At 58.9% G+C, this 23248-nt stretch carries 27 protein-coding genes; 18 read left to right on the top strand and 9 right to left on the bottom strand.

The window, feature by feature from the left end; genetic code table 11:
* Positions 1-91 precede the first annotated feature (91 nt).
* From murA to DW349_RS05250, 3 genes are all read right to left on the bottom strand, one after another.
* Complete coding sequence (murA, locus tag DW349_RS05260) at positions 92-1354, bottom strand: UDP-N-acetylglucosamine 1-carboxyvinyltransferase (RefSeq protein WP_108125914.1); 1263 nt, start codon at positions 1352-1354, stop codon at positions 92-94.
* Between the two features lie 3 nt (positions 1355-1357).
* A complete protein-coding gene (locus DW349_RS05255) occupies positions 1358-1576 on the bottom strand; it encodes a BolA family protein (protein ID WP_240316948.1) in 219 nt (72 codons plus the stop codon).
* 133 nt (positions 1577-1709) lie between these two features.
* Positions 1710-2372: an MlaC/ttg2D family ABC transporter substrate-binding protein gene (locus DW349_RS05250; RefSeq protein ID WP_108125916.1), complete on the bottom strand. Its 663-nt coding sequence runs from the start codon at positions 2370-2372 to the stop codon at positions 1710-1712.
* Between the two features lie 168 nt (positions 2373-2540).
* Here DW349_RS05250 and DW349_RS05245 point away from each other — a divergent pair, with 168 nt between their 5' ends.
* The 13 genes from DW349_RS05245 to DW349_RS05185 all read left to right on the top strand — a co-directional run bounded on the left by DW349_RS05245 (position 2541) and on the right by DW349_RS05185 (position 12381).
* Positions 2541-3512, top strand: coding sequence for a KpsF/GutQ family sugar-phosphate isomerase (locus DW349_RS05245; RefSeq protein WP_108125917.1), 972 nt, complete (start codon positions 2541-2543; stop codon positions 3510-3512).
* Positions 3512-4078, top strand: coding sequence for an LPS export ABC transporter periplasmic protein LptC (gene lptC, locus DW349_RS05240; protein ID WP_108125918.1), 567 nt, complete (start codon positions 3512-3514; stop codon positions 4076-4078). Before DW349_RS05245 ends, lptC begins: the two co-directional genes overlap by 1 nt.
* Entirely contained in the window at positions 4065-4604 is a 540-nt protein-coding gene (gene lptA, locus DW349_RS05235; protein WP_108125919.1) for a lipopolysaccharide transport periplasmic protein LptA, read from the top strand. Before lptC ends, lptA begins: the two co-directional genes overlap by 14 nt.
* Entirely contained in the window at positions 4605-5330 is a 726-nt protein-coding gene (lptB, locus tag DW349_RS05230) for an LPS export ABC transporter ATP-binding protein (protein WP_108125920.1), read from the top strand.
* 61 nt (positions 5331-5391) lie between these two features.
* Positions 5392-6924, top strand: coding sequence for an RNA polymerase factor sigma-54 (locus DW349_RS05225; RefSeq protein ID WP_108125921.1), 1533 nt, complete (start codon positions 5392-5394; stop codon positions 6922-6924).
* 157 nt (positions 6925-7081) lie between these two features.
* On the top strand, positions 7082-7387 hold the full coding sequence (hpf, locus tag DW349_RS05220; protein ID WP_108125922.1) for a ribosome hibernation-promoting factor, HPF/YfiA family: 306 nt from the start codon (positions 7082-7084) through the stop codon (positions 7385-7387).
* A gap of 2 nt (positions 7388-7389) precedes the next feature.
* The gene (locus tag DW349_RS05215; protein ID WP_198650510.1) at positions 7390-7845 is read left to right on the top strand and encodes a PTS sugar transporter subunit IIA; all 456 of its coding nucleotides are present in this window, start codon (positions 7390-7392) and stop codon (positions 7843-7845) included.
* Between the two features lie 5 nt (positions 7846-7850).
* A complete protein-coding gene (rapZ, locus tag DW349_RS05210) occupies positions 7851-8723 on the top strand; it encodes an RNase adapter RapZ (RefSeq protein ID WP_108125923.1) in 873 nt (290 codons plus the stop codon).
* Complete coding sequence (locus DW349_RS05205; RefSeq protein ID WP_108125924.1) at positions 8720-8989, top strand: HPr family phosphocarrier protein; 270 nt, start codon at positions 8720-8722, stop codon at positions 8987-8989. Before rapZ ends, DW349_RS05205 begins: the two co-directional genes overlap by 4 nt.
* Before the next feature lie 109 nt (positions 8990-9098).
* A complete protein-coding gene (gene mgtE / locus DW349_RS05200; RefSeq protein WP_108125925.1) occupies positions 9099-10460 on the top strand; it encodes a magnesium transporter in 1362 nt (453 codons plus the stop codon).
* A gap of 34 nt (positions 10461-10494) precedes the next feature.
* Positions 10495-11031: a ribosome biogenesis factor YjgA gene (gene yjgA, locus DW349_RS05195; protein WP_108125926.1), complete on the top strand. Its 537-nt coding sequence runs from the start codon at positions 10495-10497 to the stop codon at positions 11029-11031.
* Positions 11032-11161: 130 nt separating this feature from the next.
* Positions 11162-11740 (top strand): sigma-70 family RNA polymerase sigma factor, encoded by a 579-nt coding sequence (locus DW349_RS05190; RefSeq protein WP_232819331.1) that lies wholly within the window; start codon positions 11162-11164, stop codon positions 11738-11740.
* The gene (locus tag DW349_RS05185; RefSeq protein ID WP_108125928.1) at positions 11737-12381 is read left to right on the top strand and encodes a ChrR family anti-sigma-E factor; all 645 of its coding nucleotides are present in this window, start codon (positions 11737-11739) and stop codon (positions 12379-12381) included. Before DW349_RS05190 ends, DW349_RS05185 begins: the two co-directional genes overlap by 4 nt.
* Positions 12382-12394: 13 nt before the next feature.
* Here DW349_RS05185 and DW349_RS05180 read toward each other — a convergent pair whose 3' ends face one another.
* The 4 genes from DW349_RS05180 to DW349_RS05165 form a co-directional block, all read right to left on the bottom strand.
* A complete protein-coding gene (locus tag DW349_RS05180) occupies positions 12395-15217 on the bottom strand; it encodes an FAD-binding and (Fe-S)-binding domain-containing protein (protein ID WP_232819332.1) in 2823 nt (940 codons plus the stop codon).
* A 38-nt stretch (positions 15218-15255) separates the two neighbouring features.
* On the bottom strand, positions 15256-15738 hold the full coding sequence (locus DW349_RS05175) for a GNAT family N-acetyltransferase (RefSeq protein WP_232819333.1): 483 nt from the start codon (positions 15736-15738) through the stop codon (positions 15256-15258).
* Positions 15735-16349, bottom strand: coding sequence for a riboflavin synthase subunit alpha (locus DW349_RS05170; RefSeq protein ID WP_108125930.1), 615 nt, complete (start codon positions 16347-16349; stop codon positions 15735-15737). The genes DW349_RS05175 and DW349_RS05170 overlap by 4 nt, the downstream gene beginning before the upstream one ends.
* A 68-nt stretch (positions 16350-16417) precedes the next feature.
* Positions 16418-17194, bottom strand: a complete 777-nt coding sequence (locus DW349_RS05165; protein ID WP_108125931.1) for a glucosaminidase domain-containing protein — start codon at positions 17192-17194, stop codon at positions 16418-16420.
* Positions 17195-17332: 138 nt separating this feature from the next.
* Between DW349_RS05165 and DW349_RS05160 the strand changes: the two genes are divergently transcribed.
* Entirely contained in the window at positions 17333-18517 is a 1185-nt protein-coding gene (locus tag DW349_RS05160; RefSeq protein WP_157954365.1) for an MFS transporter, read from the top strand.
* Here the strand turns inward: DW349_RS05160 and DW349_RS17610 are convergent.
* Both DW349_RS17610 and DW349_RS05155 read right to left on the bottom strand, forming a co-directional pair.
* Complete coding sequence (locus DW349_RS17610; protein ID WP_269801842.1) at positions 18514-18648, bottom strand: hypothetical protein; 135 nt, start codon at positions 18646-18648, stop codon at positions 18514-18516. The two genes, DW349_RS05160 and DW349_RS17610, sit on opposite strands and share 4 nt — an antisense overlap.
* Positions 18649-18747: 99 nt before the next feature.
* A complete protein-coding gene (locus DW349_RS05155; protein WP_108125933.1) occupies positions 18748-19074 on the bottom strand; it encodes a DUF1820 family protein in 327 nt (108 codons plus the stop codon).
* A gap of 200 nt (positions 19075-19274) precedes the next feature.
* Between DW349_RS05155 and miaB the strand changes: the two genes are divergently transcribed.
* The 4 genes from miaB to DW349_RS05135 all read left to right on the top strand — a co-directional run bounded on the left by miaB (position 19275) and on the right by DW349_RS05135 (position 23163).
* Positions 19275-20636, top strand: coding sequence for a tRNA (N6-isopentenyl adenosine(37)-C2)-methylthiotransferase MiaB (miaB, locus tag DW349_RS05150; protein ID WP_108126102.1), 1362 nt, complete (start codon positions 19275-19277; stop codon positions 20634-20636).
* Between the two features lie 122 nt (positions 20637-20758).
* Positions 20759-21763, top strand: a complete 1005-nt coding sequence (locus DW349_RS05145; RefSeq protein ID WP_232819334.1) for a PhoH family protein — start codon at positions 20759-20761, stop codon at positions 21761-21763.
* The gene (gene ybeY / locus DW349_RS05140) at positions 21760-22251 is read left to right on the top strand and encodes an rRNA maturation RNase YbeY (RefSeq protein WP_108125934.1); all 492 of its coding nucleotides are present in this window, start codon (positions 21760-21762) and stop codon (positions 22249-22251) included. Before DW349_RS05145 ends, ybeY begins: the two co-directional genes overlap by 4 nt.
* A gap of 39 nt (positions 22252-22290) precedes the next feature.
* Positions 22291-23163 carry an HlyC/CorC family transporter gene (locus tag DW349_RS05135; protein WP_108125935.1) on the top strand — a complete coding sequence of 291 codons (873 nt, stop codon included), beginning with the start codon at positions 22291-22293 and terminating at the stop codon, positions 23161-23163.
* The last annotated feature ends 85 nt before the right edge of the window (positions 23164-23248 follow it).

Genomic DNA, 23248 nt, shown 5'->3' with positions numbered 1-23248 from the left:
TCTTGATCTGGGTGAGTTGGCCTCGTGGTAGCGCGAGGTTGGTTCAGGTAACAGGTTGTTGGTCCGCCGTCCGTGGCAGGTGGTTGGCGTGTTAGCCGGCGACGCGTTTGATCGTCGCGCCCAGCTGCGCCAGTTTTTCTTCAATGCATTCGTAGCCACGGTCGATGTGGTAAATGCGATCGACCAGCGTCGAACCCTTGGCGACCAGGCCAGCCAGCACCAGCGACGCCGAGGCGCGCAAGTCGGTTGCCATTACCGGCGCGCCGGTCAGGTTATCGTGGCCGGTAATGACCACGGTGTTGCCTTTGATGCGGGCTTCGGCGCCCATGCGCTCGAGTTCGTTGATGTGCATGAAACGGTTCTCAAACACCGTTTCTTCCACCGAACCCGTACCTTCAGCAATAGCGTTCAGGGTGGTGAACTGTGCCTGCATGTCGGTCGGAAACGCCGGATAGGGCGCGGTGGTGATATCGACCGCTTTGGGGCGACGGCCTTCCATATCCAGTTCAATCCAGTTGTCACCGGTCTCGATCCGAGCGCCAGCTTCACGCAATTTATCCAGCACCGCGCCCATGGTGGAGGCATCGGCTTCGCGCAGACGAATGCGACCACGGGTGATGGCAGCCGCCACCAGATAGGTGCCGGTTTCGATGCGATCGGGCAATACCGAATAGTCGGCTGAGTGCAGGCTTTCGACACCTTCGATGGTGATGGTGTCGGTGCCGGCGCCGGTGATTTTGGCGCCCATGGCGATCAGGCAATTCGCCAGATCGACCACTTCCGGTTCCTTAGCGGCGTTTTCCAACACGGACGTGCCTTCGGCCAGAGCGGCGGCCATCAGGATGTTTTCGGTGCCGGTCACGGTGACCTTGTCGAAAAAGATGCGCGCACCTTTAAGGCGGCCGTTGTTGCGGGCACGGATGTAGCCGTCTTCGACGTCAATCTGCGCGCCCATGGCTTCCAGACCGCGAATGTGCAAATCGACCGGACGACTGCCGATGGCGCAACCACCGGGCAACGAGACGTTGGCTTCACCGAAATGCGCCAGCAACGGGCCGAGCACCAGAATGGAGGCGCGCATGGTTTTGACCAGTTCATAAGGCGCGGTCACGTTGCGAATGGTGCCGGCGGTAACTTCGACGCTCATGTCTTCACCGATGACCACTTCAACGCCCATGCAGGCCAGCAGTTCGATCATGGTGGTGATGTCGTTCAGGTGCGGCAGGTTGCGCACGGTGACCGGTTCTTTGGTCAGCAAGGTGGCGGCAATGATCGGCAATGCGGCGTTTTTGGCACCGGACACACGAATTTCACCGTCCAGACGAGCGCCACCGGTAATCAGCAATTTATCCAAGGTTTAGTTCTCCGCGCTGGACCATTCGTCCGGTGTATAGAGGGCCATGGTGACCGCATGGATTTCGCCTGTGGCGATCTTCTCGTTCAGCACGCCGTAAATCAGTTGTTGGCGTTGCACCGGTCGCTTGCCGGCAAACACCTCACCCACGGCACGAACGGAAAATTTGGCACCGGCACCTTCGACGACAAAGTCGACATCCGGCAGGGCCGCAACCAGCATGGCCTTTACATCCTCAGCTGACATAGGTCTCTCTGCGTTGAATCCGATAAAAAGGGCTGGGGATTATACGGAAAGCGGCGACAAATCGAAATGGAGAAACGGAGGCAGCGTGGCCTCCGTTGTCTGAGTGAGATTATTGAAACTGGCTGGTTTCGTAGGATTCGGCGGTGATGCGTTCCCATTCGTCGATGGTCGCGTCCAGGTCGCCGCCCTGCTCGCGGTAAATCTGGTCAAACTGAGTTTTAAACGTCACACCCAGGTTGATGCCGTTGAAAATGACGTTCTGCATTTTCCAGCCATCCGACGCCTGGCTGTAGTAAACGCTCTGAATCATCGGATAGCGCTGGCCCTGTGGCGATACGGCTTCCAGCCGCACCCGGGTGTTGCGCACCGTGTTTTCTTCGCTGTCCTGATCCGGCACCAGACGCACGTCATAGGCACCGAAGTTATACAGGCCACCGGCGTAGGTGTTGATCATCGACCGCTTGAAAACATCCAGAAAGCGCAGTTTCTGTTCGTTGGTCGCCGTTTGCAGCGTATCGCCCATGATGCGGCTGACAATGACGGTGTAACCGATTAACGGCTCCAGCACTTCCGCCACTTCATCCAGGTAGGCCTGGCGATCCCCGGCGCTGCCGCTGTTGTATTTCTCAACCACCGTCAGCACCTGCTCGACACCTTCGATCACGCTTTGCTCGGCAGACTTAGCGGGGGTAAACCCTTCCGCCGACGCCAAACCGGCCAACAACAGCCCAAGACCCAGCATCACAACCGACGCACTTCGGATAACACTCATGCTTTTCTCCTTTCGGCATACCCGCCTTATTTTAGGGTCGAAGCCTTTCAGGTGCGAGCCTGCCAAAGGTCAGCAAAAAGGATGCCGTTCACGTCTAGGCAACTTCAGGTGCGGCACCTTTGTGGTAATCTAGCCCGCCAGTTTAGAACCGATGAGTTACCCACTGATATGTCTTCGACGATCGACTACCTGGAATCCGCTCAGCGCACTCTGCGCATGGAAATTGAATCGTTGCAATCGCTGCACACGCATTTGGATGAGGGTTTCGTCAAAGCCTGTGATTTGGCGCTCGCCTGCACCGGCCGGGTCGTTGTCACTGGTATGGGCAAATCAGGTCACATCGGCAACAAATTAGCGGCCACCCTGGCGAGCACCGGCACGCCGGCGTTCTTTGTTCATCCCGGCGAAGCCAGCCACGGCGATATGGGCATGATCACCGGCCAGGATGTCGTTATCGCGCTGTCGAATTCTGGTGAATCAAATGAAGTCGTCACCTTGATCCCCTTGATCAAACGCCTCGGCGCGCGGCTGATCGGCATGACCGGCAACCCCGACAGCACATTGGGCCGCTCGGCCGACGCGCACATTTACTGCGGCGTTGAACAAGAAGCCTGCCCGCTCAATCTGGCTCCAACGTCGTCCACCACGGCGGCTTTGGTTATGGGCGATGCGTTAGCCATTGCCTTGCTCGAAGCGCGCGGTTTTACCGCCGACGACTTTGCCTTTTCGCACCCCGGCGGCAGCCTGGGCCGCAAACTGCTGCTCAAAGTCAGCGACATCATGCACAGCGGCGACGCCTTCCCGGCGGTGCGTCCCGGCACCCCGTTGCGCGATGCCCTGCTGGAAATGACGCGCAAAGGTTTGGGTCTGACCACCGTGCTTGACGACGCCGGCCACCTGCTCGGCGTCTACACCGACGGCGACCTGCGCCGCACCCTCGATGCCGGCCTCGATTTGCAGACGACGCCGATTGAAACCGTTATGCATCCCGGTGCCAGAACTATTTCCGCCGACCATTTGGCAGCCGAAGCGCTGTTTGAAATGGAATCGCGCAAAATTACCGCCCTGGTGGTGATCGATAACGATCAGCCGGTCGGCATCGTTCACATGCACGACATTCTGCGCGCAGGCGTGGCTTGATGCGCTGGTTGCGCACTGCTCTACCCATCACCACGGCCTTGCTGATTCTGGCGGCTGTCATCTGGTGGCGCCCGGCGGCAGCGCCGCCGAGTTTCAGCACCGATCTGGAATTGCCGGCTGACCCGCCGGATCTGTTTATTCGCACCTTTCAGCAGACCCGCTACGACGCGGCCGGTCAGCCCAGCCTCTATACCGTCGGCAGTACCTTTTCGTTTTATCAGGACAGCGGCAACAGCCAGATTCAGTCACCCACCGTGCGACTGATTCGCGACAACGGCCCCGACTGGACCATCCGCTCCGAAGCCGCCACAGCATTCAGCAACGGCGATGTGGTCTTCGAGGACGACGTAAAAGTGCAGGAATTGAGCGATTTCAATCGCTGGGAATTAATCACCGACTGGCTGACAGTCACGGAAAACGGCGACTTCGTCAGCACTCCGGAGCCTGTTAAACTCACCCAGGGCCCGCAGGTGGCCACGGGCGTGGGGTTCAACGCCGATCTGACGACGGACGATCCCGTCCTTACTTTGCAATCCGAGGTAGCCATTCATTATGAGGCCGACTGATTCCAAGCGGCATTGGCGCCAGAGCCTGGCGCTCGCAGCGCTTTTTTTGCTCAGCGACGCAGCGCTGGCGTTGCCAGAAGATCGCGATCAGCCGATGACCATTCAGGCCGACCAGGGCGCCTTTCGCAGCGGCAGTGGTGAGGCTCACTTTCAGGGCAACGTCCATTTGCAACAGGGCAGTCTGGAAGTCTGGGCGGAAACGCTGGATGTGACCCGCGATCCGGTAACCGGCGTTATTCAGTTTTTGGAAGCCCGCGGCGAGCCGGCCCGTTATCAGGAACAACCGGATGTCGATGCCGCCTTTATTGAAGTGGAAGGCCTGCGCATCGAATATCGGCCGCAACAAGACATCATCATTACCGAGGGCAATGGCCGCCTGAAACAGGAAGGCAGTGAAATTCAGGCGGAATACATTCAATACAATCTGCTTGACGAAACACTCAGCGTACGCTCAGTGCGCACCCAGACCGCCAACCCGGAAGCGCCGCAGGCAACCTGGGTTATCCAACCGGGAGCCGTGGACTGAATGGCTTTATTGCACGCCAAACATCTGGCCAAGAGTTATCGCAAACGCCCGGTGGTCCGGGACGTCAGCCTGAGTGTCGAAGCCGGTCAGATTGTCGGACTGCTTGGCCCCAACGGTGCCGGCAAAACCACCTGCTTTTATATGATCGTCGGTCTGATTCCGGCCGATAAAGGCGAGGTCTACGTTGGCGATACGCCAGTCACCCGCTTGCCCATGCACGCCCGAGCGCGCCACGGTATTGGCTATCTGCCACAGGAAGCGTCGATATTTCGCAAGCTGAGCGTGGCCGACAACATTATGGGCGTGCTGCAAACGCGCAAAGAATTGTCGCGCGCTGATCGACACGAACGGCTGGAATCGCTGCTGCAGGAATTCAACATCACGCACATTCGCGACAGCTTAGGCATGGCGCTGTCCGGCGGTGAACGGCGACGCGTGGAAATTGCCCGGGCGCTGGCGATGGAACCGGCGGTTGTTTTGCTGGATGAACCCTTCGCCGGCGTCGACCCGATTTCAGTCGGCGACATTAAAGGCATCATTCACCACTTGCGTGACCGCGGCATCGCCGTACTGATCACCGATCACAACGTACGAGAGACGCTCGATATCTGCGAAAAAGCCTATATCGTCGGCAACGGACACATCATCGCCGAAGGTAGTGCAGAGGATGTACTCAACAACGCCACGGTGCGTGAGGTATATTTAGGCGACCAGTTCCGGCTATGACGGCACTAAGACCGTCAAGACTCGTTGTAATTAACAGGCCCAAAGGCGTATTAACACCTCTATGAAGACCTCCTTACAACTCAAAATGAGTCAGCAGTTGACGATGACGCCGCAACTGCAACAAGCCATTCGACTGCTGCAATTGTCGACACTCGATTTGCAGCAGGAGATCCAGGAGGCTCTGGAAACCAACCCCATGCTGGAAGTGCGCGAAGACGACGCCGGCGACGGGGAACACAGTCACCATAACGACAACCTAAACGGCGAAAGTCACAGCAGTGATAGCCTGAACGGTGATGCCAGCAAACACGAAACCTCCACCAACGACGACAGCGATCATCGTCAGGAAGTGGAAATTCAGGAACACATTCCTGACGACCTGGCGGTCGATTCCTCCTGGGACGACATCTACACCCACACCCCAACCAGCCACGGCTTGCCCTCGGGCGACGACGATTTCAATTTCGAAAACGTTTATGGCACCACCGACTCATTGTGGGACCACCTGAACTGGCAATTGAACCTGACCACCATGACGGACCGCGATCGTCTGATCGCCGAAGCCATCATCGAAAGCGTCGACAGCGAAGGTTATTTGCAGTCCAGTCTGGACGATATTTTTGAAGGGTTGATTGAAGCGCTGTCGGGCGACGACGATCCACTGGAAATGGACGAAGTCGAGGCCGTGCTGCGCCGCGTTCAGCATTTCGATCCGCCCGGTGTCTGCGCTCGCGACCTGGCCGATTGTTTGAGCATTCAGCTCAATCAACTGCCCGAAGAAACCCTCTGGCGCAGCGACGCCATCAAAATTGTCAAAGAACATCTCGATCTGCTCGGCACCCGCGACTACGCCCAGTTGATGCGCAAAACTCGTCTCAAAGAAAACGATTTGCGCGACGTCATCCTGTTGATTCAAAGCCTGAACCCACGGCCGGGCAATCAAATTGAAAGCGGCAAAGACGAATACGTCGTACCCGATGTCATTGTGCGCAAAGACGTGAAAAACAATCGTTGGCTGGTGGAACTGAACCCGGAAATCGCGCCCAAATTACGCGTTAATCCGTCTTACGCTTCCATGGTCAAACGCGCCGATAATTCCAGCGACAACACCTATCTCAAAGACCACTTGCAGGAAGCGCGCTGGTTCATCAAAAGCCTGCAAAGCCGCAATGAAACGCTGTTGAAAGTTGCCACCAATATTGTCGAGCACCAACGCGGTTTTCTGGAACACGGCGAAGAAGCGATGAAGCCGCTGGTGTTGCACGATGTGGCTCAGGCCGTCGAGATGCACGAATCAACCATTTCACGCGTCACCACACAAAAATACATGCACACACCGCGCGGTATTTTTGAGCTGAAATACTTTTTCTCCAGCCACGTCAGCACCGAAGGTGGTGGCGAATGCTCCAGCACCGCCATTCGCGCCATCATCCGCAAGCTGGTGGCGGCGGAAAATCCACGCAAACCGCTGAGTGATTCCAAGATCGCCACCTTGTTGGGCGACCAGGGCATTCAGGTCGCTCGCCGCACCATCGCCAAATACCGCGAAGCGATGCACATACCGCCATCAAATGAACGTAAGAGTTTGATTTAGATCAGGTTTCCGTAAGGGCACCGACTTGAAGTACGCGCTGCTCACCGCAAAGATTGAATCAGGAGCTAGACTGGATTGAGGGAACTCAATCCAGTCAGTCAAGGAAGCCGGCCCGGTTTGAGGGCCAGAATCACTGTCACTGAACGAGGAGCGGACTATGCAAGTCAACATCAGCGGTCAACACGTCGAAGTTACCGAAGCGCTGCACGACTATGTCGCCGGTAAGCTGGAAAAACTGGAACGACATTACGACCAGATCGGCAATGTCCAGGTTACCTTCAGTATTGAAAAGAACCGGCAAAAAGCGGAAGCTTCGCTCAACATCAAAGGCGCACAAATACACGCAGATGCCGAGCATGATGACCTGTACGCTGCCATTGATATGATGACTGACAAACTCGACCGCCAACTGCTCAAGCACAAAGAAAAAACGGTCGACCGCATGCACGGGAATTCTCGTTAACCATGATACAACTGGACCAGGTCCTCAGCGTTGAACGCGTCTATACCGGCGCGTTCGGCGTCAGCAAGAAACGCGTTCTGCAAAGTTTGGCGGAACGACTGGCAGACTCCCTGGAGGGTGTCGGCGATGTCGATTTATTCGATCAGTTGATTGCTCGTGAGCGACTTGGTTCCACCGGCCTCGGCCAGGGCATTGCTGTGCCGCATTGCCGGTTAGCCCAGATTGACCGACCCGTGGCCGCTCTCGCCAAACTCGACGAAGCCGTCGATTTCGAATCCCCTGATCGCAAACCCGTCGATTTGCTGTTTGCCCTGGTCGTGCCCGAAGCGGCCACTGACGACCATCTGAATTTACTCGCCGCTGTGGTCGAACGCTTTAACGATGCTGCTCTGGTAAAAACCCTGCGCCACGCATCCGATCCGCAAACGCTCTATCAGCATTTTATCAAAGGCGTCTGACCGCCATGGCCCATCCCGATTTCCGACTGATCATCATCAGCGGACGTTCCGGTTCGGGTAAGAGTACCGTTCTGAACGCGCTCGAAGACGCCGGCTTCAATTGCATCGATAACCTGCCGCCCGCCTTGCTGCCGGAATTGGTGCACTGGATGACAGCGAGCGCGGCGCAACCCAATGTCGCGGTCTGTATCGACGCCCGTGTCGCCTCCGACGCCATCAACGGCTTGCCGGCCATTCTGAAAACACTGCCGGCCAACGTCACTCCCGACATTCTGTATCTCGACGCCGAAGAAACCATTTTGCTGCAACGTTTCTCGGCAACCCGACGCAAACACCCGCTGACCGACCAACACCGCTCCCTGGCCGAAGCCATTGCTGTGGAAGGTGAACTGTTGGCGCCGGTCGCCAATCTCGCCAGTTTGAAAATCGACACCAGCGGTTTGTCGTTGCAGGAACTGCGCGATCAGGTGCGCCAGCGGCTGATCGAGAAACCCAAAGGCATTGCGCTGCAATTTTTGTCGTTCGGTTTCAAACACGGCGTGCCGCGTGATGCCGATTTGGTGTTCGACGTGCGTTGCCTGCCCAACCCTTATTGGGACAAATCGCTGCGCATGTTCACCGGGCGCGACCAGCCAATTCAGGAATTTCTGCGCGCTGCTCCGGCGGTGACCGAAATGTTCGAAGACATTCGCCGCTTTCTCGATCGCTGGCTGCATCAATATGAAGCCAACCAGCGGTCTTATCTGACGGTGGCAATTGGCTGCACCGGCGGCCAGCACCGCAGTGTGTATCTGGCCGAACAACTCCATCAAACCTTTGCCAGCAGTAACGCCAACGTTCAGCTGCGCCACCGCGACATGGGACACGACCAGGCGTGATTCAGGAACAACTCACCATCATCAACAAACTGGGTTTGCACGCCCGCGCGGCCGCCAAACTGGTCGGCGTCGCCGGTAACTATCAAAGCCGCATCACACTGAGCAAAGACGGCCGCGAAGCGGACGCCAAAAGCATCATGTCGGTGATGATGCTGGCGGCCAGTCAGGGCACCGATTTGAACGTGGAAATCGATGGCCCGGACGCCGCCGACGCCTGGACCGCCATTCTGGCGTTAGTGCAGGATCGCTTTGGAGAAGCCGAGTAACGCGCTTGTGCCGCTTTTTCATTTCAGGATTACTGCCCGCCCTCTTTATTCCCGTTTGAGCTAACCGCTACACTCCCTGTCGATCGCCCACCTCGGCAACGGGACGCCCATGCCAACCACCTCACCGCACCTGGAACAGCACGACCACGACCGCGCCGGTCTGCTGCAGGCGTTGGAAGCGGGCGATCTGGATAAAGTTCAGCGCTACTGCGACGAAGACCTGGCGCCGGCCGATCTGGCGCACATCATGGAATCCTCGCCGGGCCGGGTGCGTGAGCTGCTGTGGGATTTTCTCAGCGACGAACGCCAGGGCGCGGTACTGCCCCACCTCAACGAAGACCTGCAGCAGGCGTTTCTGGCGCAAATGAACGCGCACGAGATTCTGGAAACGACTCAGGATCTCGACCACGACGACCTCGCCGACCTGCTGCAACAAATCCCCGAGCCGGTAACACGACAAGTTCTGTCGCTGATGCCGCCGTCGGATCGTGCCACCGTCGAAGGTCTGTTGGCGTACCCAGAAGACACCGCCGGCGGCTTGATGAACACCGATCTCATCACCGTCCGCGCCGATGTCACCTTGGAAACGGTGTTGCGCTATCTGCGCCGGCTGGAATTGCCCGACCATCTGGATTCACTCTGGGTGGTCAATCGCCAGTTCCGCTACGTCGGCCTGCTGCCGATCACCAAATTGCTGACGCACGCGCCGGAAACGCCGGTGCGGGAAATCATGCAGGACGACATCGAAGGCATACCGGCCACCTTGCACGAAGATCAGGTGGCACGACGTTTCGAACGTCTGGATCTGGTATCGGCGCCGGTAGTCAACGACGAGGGCATTTTGCTCGGTCGCATCACCGTCGATGACGTCGTCGATGTGATTCGCGACAGCGCCGACCACGCTGTAATGAGCATGGCCGGCCTGGACGAAGAAGACGACATCTTCGCGCCGGTCATCCGCACCACGCGCAGCCGCGCCGTCTGGCTCGGCATCAACATGCTGACGGCGTTCATCGCCGCGGCGGTGATGAGTCAGTTCGAGGCGACCATTGCGCAGATCGTCGCATTGGCAGTTCTGAGCCCGGTCGTTGCCAGCATGGGCGGCATTGCCGGCAGCCAAACGCTGACGGTGATGATTCGCGGCATGGCGACCGGCCACGTCAAACGCGACAACCTGGGCTGGCTGATCAGCCGCGAACTCGGCTCCGGCGCCGTCAATGGCGTGCTCTGGGCAAGCATCATCGGCGCCATCACCATCGGCTGGTATCAGGATTCCGACCTGGCGCTGGTCATCGCTGCGGCCATCGTCATCAATCTCGTAGTCGCCGTCTGCGCTGGTGCCACCCTGCCCTTTCTTCTAAAATCGCTGCGCATTGATCCGGCCCTGGCCGGCACCGTTGTGCTGACGACCATCACCGATGTCGTTGGCTTCCTGACTTTCCTGAGCCTGGCCACCCTCTTTTTGCTCTGACAACTGGCGGCCCGGCGGAGACCCTCTGGTACTCATGTCCGATCACAATTCAGATTTCGACCAAGACGACGACATCGAATGGGTCAGTAAGACCCAAATGAAAAAAGAGATGCATCGTCTGCAGGCCATCGGCGAACGTTTGCTGTCGCTGCGCGCCGACCAATTGGCAACCGTGCCGACCAGCGAGGCGTTGAAAGCCGCCATCGCCGAAAGCCGCCGCATCACCCAAAACGAAGCGCGCCGGCGCCACCTGCAATTCATCGGCAAACTGATGCGTGATGAAGACATCGATGGCATTCAACTGGCGCTCGACCGGCTCGATCCGTCGTCCGAAGTGTTTCTGCGCGAACAGGGCCAGGCCGAGCAATGGCGCAGTCGCTTGCTTAAAGACAGCAGCGCCGAAGCGGCCTGGTTCGAACAATTCCCCGACACCGAACGGCAATCCTTTCGCGCCCTGGTACGCGCCGCGCGCAAGGAACAGCCGGACGAACCGGACGCGCCGATGCGCAGCGGCAAAAACAGCAAACGCCTGTTGCAATGGATTCGCGACGCCCTGACCGGCCGCGCCTGAGCGTCTGCCCTGCCAAAGTGATCCGAATCTTGGTGGACGGCGTAAATCGCCGTCAGATCAACCAAGCACAGGTTTTCTTATGGCAGGCGCCCCTGTAATCTCGATCCTTTCAGCCAAAAACGCGCGCACCATGACCGAAACCAGCCCGGCGGCACAACAATGGGCAGACCATCTCGAAGCGGTCGCCCGACGCCAGGACATTCCGGCCTTCGAAGCGCTGTTCAACCATTTCGCTCCGCTGATCAAAGCCTTCGCGCTGTCGTCCGGCCTGCACCGCAACGGCGATCATTTGCCCGACGAATTGGTGCAGGAAGTGATGCTCGCCATCTGGCGCAAAGCCGCCAGTTACGACCGACACAAGGCAGCCGCCTCCACTTGGATTTTCACCATCGCCCGCAACCAGCGCATCGACATGCTGCGCCGCTTGCGCAAACACCAAAACGATCTGCCCGCCGACGATATCTGGGAACTCGAAGCCAATACCGAACTGTTCGGTGAAGTGCGCCAGTCGCGCGTTCAGGAACAGGTGCGCAGCCAGTTATCGGAACTGCCGGTGGATCAGCGCCAGGTCGTCGCCAAAGTCTTTATGGAAGACAAAAGCCATCAGGAAGTGGCCGACGAAATGGCCTTGCCACTGGGCACCGTGAAAAGCCGGGTCCGGCTGGCGATGAAGAAATTGAAACTCTCTTTGGAAGGGCTCGACTTATGACCCAGTGGCATCCACATCCCGATCAGCTCGTGGAGTTTGCCGCCGGAAGCTGCCGCCCCGGTATCAGCATTGCGGTGTCGGTGCATTTGCATTACTGCAGCCGTTGCCGCCAGGCGCTCAGCGAGTTGGAAAGCACCAGCGCTGTGCTGTTTGAACAACAGGCACCCGCACCGGTTGCCGACACCGCCTTTGCCAGCCTGATGGACCGCATCGCGCGTGAACCCGCGCCAGCCGCAGCACCCGAACCACAAACAGAACAGCGCTTCCCGCGTGCGTTGGCGGCACTGCTGCCGGAATCGCTGGACGAGTTGGACTGGAAACAGCCGATGAAGAATCTGCGTGTCACCCGTTTAATGAAGGACGACAGCGGCTTGATCGTCGGCCTGCACCACATGAAAGCTGGCGGCCGGGTGCCGAACCATCAGCATCGCGGTGAAGAAATCAGCGTGGTGTTGGAAGGCGGATTTTCTGATCGACTGGGGTCGTACGGCGAAGGCGATTTCATTCGGCGCTCCGGCCGCGACACCCACTCGCCCCAGGCCGATGCGCACGAAGACTGCCTGATTCTGTCGGTCGTCGAAGCGCCGGTAAAACTCACCGGCCCGCTGGGCTGGATTCTCAATCCCTTTCTGAAAGCCTGAACGACGCCGCGTATTAAGCGGCGTCTTCGCGCACTGTGGACAGCCGATCCAGCACTTCAAACAGCGAATAATAAGTCAGACCGCTGTGCCGGCTCAGACCGATCTCGCAGGTCCGGCTGGTGGAGATGCCGTAGGCGCAGCCGCTGACGGCATTGTCCAGGCCGCGCAATGCCGAGGCGTTCAGTTCCGGTTGAGTAAAACCCTTGTCACCAGCAAAGCCGCAACAGGCCATGCCGTCGGGTTGAATCCAGTCCGGCGTCAGTTTATCCAGCACTCGCGCCAGACTGGGCGCAATGCCCTGGCGCTGAACGCTGCAAGTGGTGTGCACGGCAACGCGTTGCGGATCGGGCTGGATGGCAAGCCGGTCGAGCAGAAAGCGATCGATGAAATCGACGCTGTCGTAAAACTGAATGCCACGATCACTGGCCGCCTCACGCACCCGCAAACTGCACGGGCTGGTGTCCGCCAACACCGGAAAACGACCGCCGCTGGACATTTCCCAGAGTTCATCGACCAATTCCTGACGCTGCTGCTCCGCCACGCTGAAATGCCCTTTCGATTGAAACGGCTGGCCACAGCACAGGCCGCGTGTCGGTTGTGGCATCACCACATTGAGGCCGGCTTTGCGTAACACATTCAACACCGAGGCAGGTAAACTGCCGCGGCCTTTTTCGTCAATCGCCGCGCCAAAGGTCTGCGATACGCAGGACGCCCAATACACCAGCACTTCGCGATCGCTCGGTCGGGTGGCGCGGTTGGGCGCGTACACCGGTCGTGCCGGCCCCGGCAAAGTAGACAGCCACAACGGTGTGCGACCGCCGCTGAGATTGCGAATCGCCGCCGACCAACGCTCCAGCCGTTTCGGTCCGGTCAGTCGCTGCATTGAATTAGCAGCCCAGAGACCGGCACGGGTGACACTGGCCAGCGCCGCGTAATGGCGCCCCATCGATTTAGCCAGGCGGATGTAACGATGATTGCGCTCCGCGCGCAGCTTCAATACCAGTTCGCCAGTGTTAATGCCCACCGGACATTGGGCCTGACACAGCCCGGTCGCCGCGCAACTGTCGATGGCCTGATGTTCAAAACGATCCTGCCAACCATCGGCCAGCCCTTCCTCGCGTCGCTGGCGCTGCATCTCCCGATGCAGACTGATGCGCTGCCGTGGCGTTAACGTCCACTCACGCGATGGACAGACCGGCTCACAGAAACCGCATTCGATGCAGGCATCGACCAGACGGTCCGCCGCCGGCATCAGTTTGAGATTTTGCAGATGCGCCTGGGGATCGTCGTTCAGAATCACGCCCGGGTTCAGCAGCCCTTTGGGATCGAACAACTTCTTGATCGCCTTCATCAGCGAATAAGCGTCTTTGCCCCATTCCTGTTTCACGAATGGCGCCATGTTGCGGCCGGTGCCGTGTTCGGCTTTCAGCGAGCCGTCCAGTTCGCCGGTTACAGCATCGGCAACGTCGGCCATAAAGGCTTCGTAGCGACGGATTTCCGCCGGGTCGTCAAAGCCCTGGGTAAAGACAAAGTGCAGATTGCCTTCCAGGGCATGACCAAAAATGATGGCTTCGTCGTAGCCGTGACGATCAAACAACGCCTGCAACATCGCCACGCCATCGGCCAGTTTTTCCACCGGAAAGGCGACGTCTTCGATCACCGCCGTGGTGCCAACCGCGCGGTGTGCACCGACCGCCGGAAAGGTGCCTTTGCGCAGCGTCCAGTAGGCGTCGATGCGGCGCGAATCGCGGGTGAAGCCGGTGCTCATGTTGACGCCGGCTTCGTCCAGAATCTGTTGCACCGCCTGACAATGTTCGTCCAGTTGATCCAGACTTTCGCCGCGCACATCGAGCAGCAGCAAGCCGCCGGAATCCGGCAGGCGACGTGCGAATGACGGCAAACCGTCCATGTGAGAAACGGCGCGCACGGCCCGGCTGTCGAGCAATTCCACCGCGTCCACCGGCGCGGCTTTCAGTTGGCTGACGGTCTGGGCGCAATGCGTTAAATGTTCGAAACCGACCATGATGGCGGCGCGATGCGGATGGTCCGGCACCGTATTGAGGCTGACTTCGCTGACAAAGCCGAGCGTGCCCTCGGAGCCGACCATCAGGTGCGTCAGGATGTCGATCGGATCGTCAAAATCGAGCAACGCATTGAGGCCGTAACCGGTGGTGTTTTTTAGGCGGTATTTGTGCCGCACCCGCTCGGCCAGCGCTTCGTTTCGGTTCAGTTTGAGCGAGAGTTCGGACAGACCTTTGAGCAAGCGCGGATGGCTGCGTCGGAAGGCGCGCACGCTTTCCGGGTCGAGGCTGTCGAGTACGCCGCCGTCGGCAAGCACCACACGCATGCCGGCCAAGGTGTGATAGCTGTTGTGGCGCGTGCCGCAGCACATGCCGCTGGCGTTGTTGGCGACGATGCCGCCAATCTGACAGGCGTTGATGGAGGCGGGGTCGGGGCCGATCTTGCGGCCGAACGGCGCCAGTTTTCGATTCGCCAGACCGCCGATCAAACCCGGTTGCAGATGCACCCGTTCGCCCAAAGGCTCGATGCGGCAATCACGCCAGTTGGGCGTCAGCGTCACCAGCACCGCATCGGTCACGGCCTGGCCGGATAACGAAGTGCCTGCCGCGCGGAACGTCAACGGCACCTGATATTCGCGGGCCGCCGCCAGGACGGTCTGCAATTCGGTTTCGTTGTCGACTTGCACAATGAGTTGCGGGGTCAGGCGGTAAAAACTGGCGTCGGTGCCCAGTGCAAAACGCCGGGCGGCATCGGTGATCAGACGCTCGTCGGGCAAATGGTCACGCAGTGTTTGGTGGAAGGCTGGAATATCCACGGCCACCTCTTGTCAGACCGTTACAGAACCTGCGCGCATTATGCACCCACAGGGCGGGTCATTTCGACGTGAGGAATGCCATCCTCAAGGTATTGCGCACCCTCGGCAACGAAGCCCAAGCGGCCGTAGAAGCGTTGCAGGTGCGCCTGGGCGCCGATGCGAATCGGCAGTGTCGGGAACAACCGCTGGCAAGCGGCGACGGCTTCGCTCATCAATTGCGGACCCAGGCCGGTGCCGCGCTCGCTCGGTGCCGTCACTACCCGGCCAATGCTGCTGGCACCGTCGTAGCTGACACCCGGCGCGAGAATGCGCGAGGTCGCCACCAGTTCGCCGTGGCGATAACCCAGCAAATGCCAGGCGGCCAGATCTTTGCCATCGAGTTCCTGATACGGGCAGTTCTGTTCAACCACAAAGACCGACAAACGCAACGCCAACAGCGCATACAGAGTACGCGTGTCCAGTGCGTCAAAAGGCACGCATTGCCAGATCACATCCGACGTCTGGGTTTGCTCGACGATCACAGCTCACCCGCAGCGCGCATGCGTTCCAGCGTATCGACAATGGCCTGGGTGTGCGCATCGACTTCCAGATTGACGCGATCACCAACCTTGATTTCACCAAAGCTGGTGACGTTCAGGGTTTCGGGGATCAGGAAGACATTGAAGCGATCATCAAGCACTTCGCCAATCGTCAGGCTGCAACCGTTCAAACCGGCAAAGCCTTTGGCGAACAGATAACGACGTTGAGCCGGCGTGATGCCAAACCAGAGAATGCAGTTGTTTTGCGGACGTTCGATCTCGACCACCGGCACCTGGCCCTGAATGTGGCCGGACATAACGTGGCCTCCGATGTCGTCGCCAAAGCGGGCGGCGCGTTCGACGTTGACCAGATCGCCTTCGTGAAGATCGCCTAAATTGGTGACCCGCAGCGTTTCCATCATCACATCGAAATGGGCGCGACCGGCGTCGTCGATCTGCGTCACCGTCAGGCAGGTTCCGTTCAGCGCAATACTGGCACCGGACACCAGGCCGTCACGTTGGCTGGCCGTCAATGGCACCGACAACGTCCAAAGGTCTTGGTGGCGCGCTTCAATGCGCACCGGCGCGGTATTCTGGACAATCCCGCTGAACATAAAAAAAACCACCTCGGCAGACAAAGGCACCTTTGTACGGGGTTTCCCGCACAGGCACAAGAACCGGCTTAATTCAGGGCGTAAAAGGCCGGCAGATCGTACTGTTTCAGGTCGTTGTAATCGATCAGGTCTGATATTTCGCGGATGTAGGCTTCACCGCGCGTGGAGTAACGTTCCAGGCCCCAGGCCAGCGTATCGCTCTCCAACGGCACCGACAGATAACGCAATTCGGCGCGTATGTTGCGCAACGGCAGATACGGATCGTGGGTATTCACATTGCGGAAATACGCCGATACCGCCTGCGCCACGGTATCGAAGGCTTTGACTTCGTACCGTTCACCATCGGGCCGGCCGCTGGGTACCAGGCCGCAGCCTTCGGAAAAACACCATTGCCCGAACAGATTGTTGCCTTCTACAGCAAACCGGCTGGTGCCCCAACCGCTTTCTTTTGCTGCCTGAGCCAACACCAAAGACACCGGCAAGGTATCGACGCGGTGCAGCATGTGCGTGAAATAGGCGTCGGTACCGGGTTCAAAATCGATTTCGTAGTAGGCTCCCAAGCGCGCCAGCAGAGCCGCCTGCCAGGGTTCATAGGGAACGCCGTCGTTGGCCTGCTCGCGCATCAGTGTCAACCAGGCCCGCTCCGCTTCGATGCGATGGTTTTCCGCTTTCACCCGCGGCGCCAGATAATCGAGGAATTGGGCTTTCTTTTCCGCGACATCGACCACCTCGGTCAAATCCGGCAGGGCGCTGTCCAACAGCGCCAAATCGCTCGCCTGCACCGGCCAGCCCAGGCCCAATAAACTCAACACCAGCCAGTAGGCTCGTGGATGTAACAACCGCATTCACTCTCCTGTGCGCAGCGTGGCGCTCAAAACGGCGCGGCGATTATACGCAGTGGTCAAAAAGTCGCCAACCTTCGGCTTGACCTTCCTGTGATGGCGGGTTTTAGTCTGGCGTTTTCTCAAGCAGGAACCCCGTCCATGTCTGCCATTCCTCGCAATCTTTGGGTGTTAATTGCCACCCAGGCGTTTTCCATGTCAGCGGTGCCGATGGTCGTATTGATCGGCGGTCTGGTCGGCGCGCAACTGGCGCCCGATCCGCAGTTGGCCACCTTGCCGGTGGCGGTGCTGATCCTGGCTACCGCGCTGAGCACGCTGCCGGCGTCGTTGCTGATGCGCAAAGTCGGTCGCCGGCTCGGCTTTTTGACCGGCAATGCGGTGTCCATCACTGGCTGCCTGCTGGGGTTTGTGGCGCTGAATCAGGCCAGTTTCCCATTGTTTCTGATTACTTCGGCCTGCCTGGGTTTCAACATGGCGTGCATCAATCAATACCGTTTTGCGGCCATGGAAAGCGTGACGGCTGAGCGCCAGGGCCAGGCGATTTCCTGGCTGCTGCTGGGTGGTATCTTCGCGGCGATTGTCGGCCCCGAAGCCGGTGCCCGTGGCGAAATGCTCACGGCGGTACCTTACGCTGGTTCTTTCTTATTGTTGGCGGCTCTGCAACTGGTCAGCACTGCCCTGCTGGTGTTCGGCTTCCGCGACCCGGTAATGGTCACGGCCGACGCTGCCACAGACGGCCGTTCCTGGCCGGAGTTGCTGGCCCAGCCAATGCTGTGGCTGGCGTTACTGTCGGCGGCGACGGCCTTCAGTGTGATGAGTCTGGTGATGACGGCCGCGCCCATCAGCATGCATGAGTTTGATCACCACAGCCTGGCGCTGACCAAAAGCACGATTCAGGCGCACATCCTGGCGATGTTTCTGCCGTCGCTGGCGACCGCAACGCTGATCCGCCGTTTCGGCCCAACGGCTTTGATGGTCACAGGCTTGTTGATTTACGCGGGCATGGTGATCGCAGGCCTGACCGGTCGCAGCCTGGGGCATTACGGCTTGTCGCTGGTGTTGCTGGGTATTGGCTGGAACTTTCTGTTTGTGGCTGGAACGGCGCTGCTGCCGCTCAGTTACGTCGGCAATGAGCGCTTTCGCGTTCAGGCGGTCAACGACTTTCTGGTCTTTGGCGCCCAGGCGGTGGCATCGCTGGGCGCGGGTTGGCTGTTGTTTCAGGTGGGTTGGAACGCTCTGCTGTGGGTGACCGTACCGATGATGCTGGTGTTGGCCGTGCTGGCGCTCTGGGTGATGGGTCGGCCGCGGCCCACCCAAACCGCTTAACGCCGGGGGCGGCGCGGGTGACGCTGCTCTTCTACTGGCAGACGAATTGGTTCCAGCTTCTGAGATGACGACGATGCGGAGGTCAACACCGCCGCCGCAATCAGACTGACAACCAGCAATAATACTGTCATGGCACTTACCTCTTCAGGCCAGGGAGCGTTCTCACAGAGCGCTCCGTTGGCATCAGTATAGTCCGGCTGCAACCGACTGCCAGCCGAACAACCTCGCCGCTATTCGCTGCGACGCGGGCCGCTGGCCGGAAACTGCACCACCGGGCCGCCTTTGCTGTCGCGAATGCGCGCTGCGCCTTCTTTTTCCACTTCGTCGATGCGCACAATGGAATGCATCGGAATAAAACTGCGTTTCACGCCGTTGAATTCCTTCTGCAACCGCTCCTCGCCCGGATCCACCAACACCTGGCTGCGTTCGCCGAACAGCAGTTCTTCCACTTCAATAAACCCATACAGATCGCTCTGATAAATATGGGCGCAGTAAATTTCGTACACCTTGTCCTGATTCAGAAAGGCAACGCGGTAAATGGCTTTGGGCGTGGTCATGCAGTCTCGGTTCAATCCAGTCACAACGGCGCATTATATGGATGCACGAGCGCTCGGATTCAATGGCCTGCAGCGCCAGCAAAGAGGGTGAATCCATGGTTGGGTCGCAGACCTTGAATGCGTATAATCGCCGCCCCCATGATGGGTTCACTGTTGCCCTGACAACGACTTCACTGACAACGACGATCACACCCGCTTTCATGACCAAAAAGCTGTTTATCAAAACCCATGGCTGCCAGATGAACGAGTACGACTCGGCCCGCATGGCCGACCTGCTCGGCGACAGCCATGGCTACGAGTTGACCGATTCGGCCGAAGACGCCGACGTATTGCTGCTGAACACCTGCTCCATTCGCGAAAAAGCCCAGGACAAGGTGTTCCATCAACTCGGTCGCTGGAAGCGGTTGAAGGCCAAAAACCCCAATCTGAAGATCGGCGTTGGTGGTTGCGTGGCGTCTCAGGAAGGCGCCGCCATTTCCGAGCGCGCGCCTTACGTCGATATGATTTTCGGCCCACAGACGTTGCACCGCCTGCCGGCCATGCTCGATGGCGCCAACAGCCAAGCGCCGACCAGCACAAACCGCATTGCCATGGTTGATGTCACCTTTCCGGAAATCGAGAAATTCGACCATTTACCAGCACCCAAAAGCGACGGCGTGTCAGCCTTTGTCTCGGTGATGGAAGGCTGCTCCAAGTACTGCACTTTCTGCGTCGTGCCCTATACACGCGGCGAAGAAGTCAGCCGGCCGTTTGACGATGTGATTGCCGAAGTGGCGCATCTGGCCGGCCAGGGCGTGCGCGAAATCAACTTCCTGGGTCAGAACGTCAACGCCTATCGCGGCCCGCGCCACGACGGTAGCGAGGCGGATCTGGCTGAATTGATCACACTGGCGGCGCAGATTGACGGCATCGACCGCATTCGCTTCACCACCAGCCACCCGGTCGAATTCACCGAATCGCTGGTCGATGCGTTCAAAGACGTACCGGAACTGGTCAGCCATCTGCATTTGCCGGTGCAGAGCGGTTCCGACAGCATTCTGGCGGCGATGAAACGCGGCCACAGCGCGGCCGAATACGTCGAAAAGATGGAACGCATCCGCGCCAACCGTCCGGACATCAGCTTCTCGTCCGATTTCATTGTCGGCTTCCCGGGCGAAACCGATGCCGATTTCGAAGCCACGATGAACCTGATCCAGACCATTGGTTTCGATCACAGCTTCAGTTTCGTCTACAGCCCGCGCCCCGGCACGCCGGCGGCCAGCCTGGAAGACGACACCCCCGAAGCGGTGAAAAAGCAACGCCTGGCGATTTTGCAGGAACGCATCATCCAGCAGGCGGCACAGATCAGCCGTCGTATGGTCGGTTCCACTCAGATGGTGCTGGTCACCGGCCCGTCCGAGCGCGACCCAGGCGAGCTGCAAGGCCGCACCGAAAACAACCGGCCCACGTTTTTCCGCTGCGACGACGAAGACCTGATCGGCAAATTCGTTCAGGTACGCATCACCGAAGCCTTCTCCAATTCGTTGCGCGGCGAAGTGATCAACGCGGACCTGGCCTATTGAGCGGGGCGATCAAACCAAGTGCTATAAAACGTCTGTTTTTTAGACGAATGGCATTTTGACAGCCCCGCATCGCTGCGTATCCTTGACCCTTACCAACACCCCATCAGAGGACTTCACCCACTTTGACTAACCCGTCCCTGGCCGGGCTCGACGCCCCGGCATCGGGCCAGCGTCAATTCGAGCTGCAACCCGACAACCCCCAGCGACTCGCCAGCCTGTGCGGCCTGGCTAACGACAACCTCAAGCAGATCGAAGAACGCCTGGACGTGCGAGTGCTCAATCGCGGCAATCGCTTTGAACTGTTGGGCGACGACGACACTCTGCAAGCAGCCGAAGACATCATCAAACGCCTGTATCGGGAAACCAAAGGCGGGCGTGATCTGCTGCCGGACACCATCAATCTGTTCCTGCAGGCGTCCGAAGTGGAAACGCTGAAGCAGCCGGAAGATCAGCTGCACGATCAGAAACTCTATGTGCTGCACACGCCCAAATCGGTAGTGAAACCGCGCGGTCCGAATCAGCGCGCTTACGTGCACAACGTACTGACGCACGACATCAACTTCGGTGTCGGCCCGGCCGGTACCGGCAAGACGTTTCTGGCCGTTGCCTGCGCGGTTCATGCGCTGAGCAAAGATCAGATCAAGCGCATTATCCTGGTGCGTCCGGCGGTCGAAGCCGGTGAAAAGCTCGGTTTTCTGCCCGGCGACTTGAGCCAGAAAGTCGACCCTTACCTGCGCCCGCTGTACGACGCTTTGTACGAAATGCTTGGGTTTGAAAAAGTCGACCGACTGATCGAACGCAATGTCATCGAAGTCGCGCCGCTGGCCTACATGCGTGGTCGCACCTTGAGCAACGCCTTCATCATTCTCGACGAGAGCCAGAACACGACCCGCGAACAGATGAAGATGTTCCTCACCCGCATCGGTTTTGGTTCCACCGCTGTGATCAATGGCGACCCGACGCAGATCGACTTGCCGCGCGGCCAAAGCTCGGGCCTCGCCCACGCGCTTGAAGTGCTCGCTGGCGTCGAAGGCATCAGCGTGACCCAGTTCGGATCCAAAGACGTGGTGCGCCACCCGCTGGTGCAGCGCATCGTTGACGCCTACGACAAAAACGACACCGCATGACACTCGACCTCGACCTGCAACTGGCCAGCAGCGGCAATAACTTGCCGCAGCCGGCCCAATTCGAGCTGTGGCTGACACAGGCACTGGCCGGTTATCGCGACCACGCCAGTGTCTGCATCCGCCTGGTCGATGAAGCCGAAAGCCAGACGCTGAATCGCGATTATCGCGGTAAAGACAAACCCACCAACGTCCTGTCATTCCCGTTTGAAGCGCCACCGGGCATCGACGACCCAGAGGCACAGGCTTTGCTAGGCGATCTGGTGATTTGCGTACCGGTACTGCAACGCGAAGCCGCCGAACAAGGCAAAACGGAACTGCAACACTGGGCGCATCTGGTCATTCACGGCGCCTTGCATCTGCTCGGTTTTGACCACATTGAGCCGGAGGATGCCGAAGTGATGGAAACCATTGAACGTCAGGTGCTGGCCAATCTCGGCCTGCCCGACCCCTATCTGCTGCCGGACGCCACCGACAGTGAACAGGGTTAACCGCCGATCACTCGGCACACACAGAGGAATGATGGCGCCATGAGCGACGAACGACCCACGAGTAGCAACCCCGGAAGGCGGTCCTGGCTGGAACGACTGTCGGATGCCTTTACCGGGGAACCCAAGGATCGCGAAGATCTGCTCAGCGTACTCAAAGACGCTCAGGACAAAGACATCCTGGACAGCGAAGCCTTCAAGATCATCGAAGGCGCGCTCAATGTGTCGGACATGCACGTCCGCGACATCATGATTCCCCGCTCGCAAATGGTCAGCGTGGAAGTCGATGAAACCATCGAAGACTGGCTCGGCAAAATCGTCGAATCCGGTCACTCCCGCTTCCCGGTTCTGGGCGAACATTCCGACGAAGTGGTCGGCGTTCTGCTCGCCAAAGACCTGCTCGGTCTCGGCCTGCAAACCGGCTTTAAGCTGGATGTTATGCAAGCCCGCCTGTCCAGCCTGATCCGCTCGGTGAATTTCGTCCCCGAAAGCAAACGCCTCAACGTCTTGCTCAAGGATTTCCGCTCCAACCGCAACCACATGGCGGTGGTGGTTGACGAATACGGCCAGACGGCTGGTCTGGTCACCATCGAAGACGTGCTGGAAGAAATCGTCGGTGAAATTGAAGACGAACACGACGATGCGGCCGATGCCAACATTCGCCCCAACGGCAATGGCGGTTTTCTGGTGCAGGCGCTGACACCGATCGAAGATTTCAACGACCATTTCCAGACCGAATTCAGCGACGAAGAATTCGACACCATCGGTGGCATCGTCATGCACAAATTCGGCAAAGTGCCCAAGCGTGACGAATCCATCACCCTGGGCGATCTGATGGTGCGCGTCATCAACGCCGACAACCGCCGCGTGCGCGCCTTCGAAGTCACCCGTCTCGACCTCAGCGACGATCGTTGATTCCCAGGCGACGCTGCGTCGCCCTTGACTTGCTCCGGACACCCCCAATTCTCCGCTGTGACTCATTCACAGCGGAGAATTCAGC

It is taken from the genome of Saccharospirillum mangrovi, from assembly GCF_003367315.1.
Lineage (GTDB): Bacteria > Pseudomonadota > Gammaproteobacteria > Pseudomonadales > Natronospirillaceae > Saccharospirillum > Saccharospirillum mangrovi.
The sequence above is the reverse complement of the archived record's forward strand: the minus strand, read 5'-3'. Positions and strand labels throughout refer to the sequence as shown.